This is a genomic window from Yinghuangia sp. YIM S10712 (assembly GCF_051388935.1).
Classification (GTDB): domain Bacteria; phylum Actinomycetota; class Actinomycetes; order Streptomycetales; family Streptomycetaceae; genus Yinghuangia.
Window position 1 is genome coordinate 244,267 of sequence record NZ_JBPKBI010000006.1, and the last position, 2,753, is coordinate 247,019.

General features: G+C 72.3%; 2 protein-coding genes. Both read right to left on the reverse strand.

Features of this window, described 5'->3' with window-relative positions; genetic code table 11:
- Positions 1-23: 23 nt before the first annotated feature.
- On the reverse strand, positions 24-2,126 hold the full coding sequence (locus ACRX5W_RS16125; RefSeq protein WP_436788823.1) for a beta-propeller domain-containing protein: 2,103 nt from the start codon (positions 2,124-2,126) through the stop codon (positions 24-26).
- 360 nt (positions 2,127-2,486) lie between these two features.
- Positions 2,487-2,753 (reverse strand): LysR substrate-binding domain-containing protein (locus ACRX5W_RS16130; protein ID WP_436788824.1); only part of this gene is annotated, 267 nt, incomplete at its 5' end.

Consider the following 2,753-nt stretch of genomic DNA (forward strand, 5'->3'; position numbering starts at 1 on the left):
CGGGAGGCAGCTCACCGCCGCGGTCAGACGAACGGCACCCAGGCCCGCTGCGCCAGCGTCGCGAGGTCGCTGACCATCACGCCGCGCGTCGACACCGTCCACAGCGCGTCGCCGATCACGAGCGACCGCCGCATCTGGCCGCCCCCAGGGTGGGCGATCTTGCCGACCTCGGCGAACGCACCGCCCTCCAGCCTCAGGACCAGCGCCTGCGACGTTGGGGCGTACACGGGTGCGGACGTGCCGGGGGAGCTTCCGGAAGCGGTCGAGCTGCCGGTGCCGCCCGAGCTGCCCGAGCCGGGGGAGGCTCCGGTGCTTCCGGCGGTGCCGGATCCCCCGGACCCACCGGACCCGCCGGTGCTGCCGGGCGGCACGGCCGGCTGGACGACCGTGTGCGGGGTCTGGAGCGGGATCACCAGCGTTCCCGTCTGCGGCCAGTACAAGAACGCGTGCGGATCCATCTCCGCTTCCGAACCACCAAGCGCGACCGTGTAGTTCGCGATTCGGCGCGGGTCGGCGAGGTTGCCGACGTCGAACAGCGACACCTGCGTGCCGAGACGGCGCCCGGTGTCGGTGGCGTCCTGCCCCACACCGATCAACTTGCCGCCGTCGACGGGGTGCAGGTAGGCCGAGTAGCCGTTGATCTTGAGTTCGCCGACCACCTTGGGGGCGCGCGGGTCGGTGAGATCGAGCGTGTAGAGGGGGTCGGTCTGCCGGAACGTCACGACGTACCCGACGTTTCCGGTGAAGCGCACCGCGTAGATCCGCTCACCGCGCCCCAGGCCGCCCGCCCGGCCGACCTCGCGCAACTCCGCTCCGCCGAGCGCCAATACGGTCACCGCGCTCTCGGTGTTGCCGACCGGGGCGGCCATGTCCGGTACCACCGAGGTGACTTCCTCGCGGGCCGACGCGCCGTCGCCCCGACCCGACTTGGTGTCGACGGCCTTCTGGCTCGTGGTCGCGACGCGCAGGTGGTTGGCGTGTTCGGACAGCGAATACTGGTTGAGCAGCGTGCCGTCGACGTCGCCGGACGCGACGTGCCGGGGCGTACCGGTGCCGGAGATGTCGAACTGGTAGATCGCCGTGCGCGGTTGGTACACGCTTGGCTGCCTGCCCGAATCGGCGCGCAGCGGCTGGTAGTTCGCCGCGACGTACAGGTTCGACGCGGACGCGTACACGGTGTCGGCGTCCGCGGCGATCGTCACCGGGCTGCCCGTGTCGAGCTCGCGGTTCAGGTCGAACGACAGAACCGACAGCGTCGAGACACCGGTGTGCCCGGGCGTGCCGGGCTCGGTCTCCGGTCGACTCACGGCCGAACAGTCCACAAGGCGACCGGAGTTCGTGCTGCCGTTGGCCGTGAGGGTGTAGCTCGGCAGCCAGTCGTCCACGGTCGTCTTCTCGATGGCCTTGGTGTACCGGGACGAGTAGCTGCCGCCTCCGGTGTCCTTGACCACCGGCCCGCTCGGGTACGACCGGATGACGACGCGGGCCGTCGAGCCGATCTGACGGGCATCCACATAGCCGCCGTCGACGCTCAGTTCGCCGAGCGACGTGGGCGTGGGGCCGGACAGGTCGACCAGAACCAGCTTCGCGCGCCCGGCCGCCGGGGCAGGCATGTCCGCGGACGACTCCGGAGCGCGCGGCTGGGTCGGCCCCTCGTAGACGGTGTGGTCGCCTCCCGTCATGACCAGCAGCGCCCGGTTGCCGGACAGCAGCATCTCGCTCGCCGACGCGCCCGGCAGCGTCAGCTTGCCGGTCTGCGCCCGGGTGGCGACGTCGAGGACGCGCAGCTCGCCGTCCGCGACGGTGAACACGCGGCGGCCGTCGGTCTTGACCAGGTCCGGTTCGTCGACGCCCTGTTCGTGCACATTCGTTCCCGAGTAGCCGGGGCCCGCGGCGGGCTGCGCGGCGCCCTTGGCCGCCTCGTCGGCATTCTGCGGTGCGACGGGCGCGGCGGCGGCAGGTGCCTCCGCGTCGGCGCCGGACCGGTTGCCGTCCTCGGCCGAGCCCCCACCGGTCCAGCCCGGCGCACTGCCGGCGCCGGCCGCCTCGGGGCTGGGCTTGGTACGTGCCAACGCGGCGGCCCTGAAGTCGGCGAGCAGCGCGTCGCACGAGTTGAAGTTCGTCAACTTCAGCATTTTCGCCCGGACTTCGCCGGCCGCACCGGTCAGACTCCCGGGCGCGGTCGGCGAAGGTGTGGCTTCGGGCCCGTCGTCCGACCCGGACGTGCACGCGGTCGTGACCAGGCCCACCGAAAGAGCGAGCCCGACCCACGCGCGCCCGCGCGTCCGTCGGGCGCGCACATGTCCCCGCGTCGCAGTGGACCGGGTGGGGGACACACCGGCCGGTCCAAGGGTGCCGTCGTTTCGCATGGCGGTCTGACGGAGCCGCGCCTGCTTCGGTTCCGGCTGATTCCGTGCCTCGCCTCCGACCGCGTTCGCGCGGTGGTCGCCGCGTACGACACCGTGCCGTTTCGGGAGCGGTGCCCCTCAACCGCCTTCACGTTTCGCGGTCTGCGGATACGTCTTCGTCAGCGCCAGCAACTCCCGTGCCGGGCCCGTTGGATGCGTGCCCCGCGGCCACACCGCGCGCAGTGCGCGCCGCAGTTCGAGGTCCGCGACGTCGACCGCGATGAGACGGCCGGCGGCGAGATCGTCGGCGACCGCCAGCGAACTGAGCACCGCAGGGCCCGCCCCCGAGACCGCCGCCGCCTTCAAGGCCGTGGTGGACGCGAGTTCGAGCAGCGGCTCGGCGGG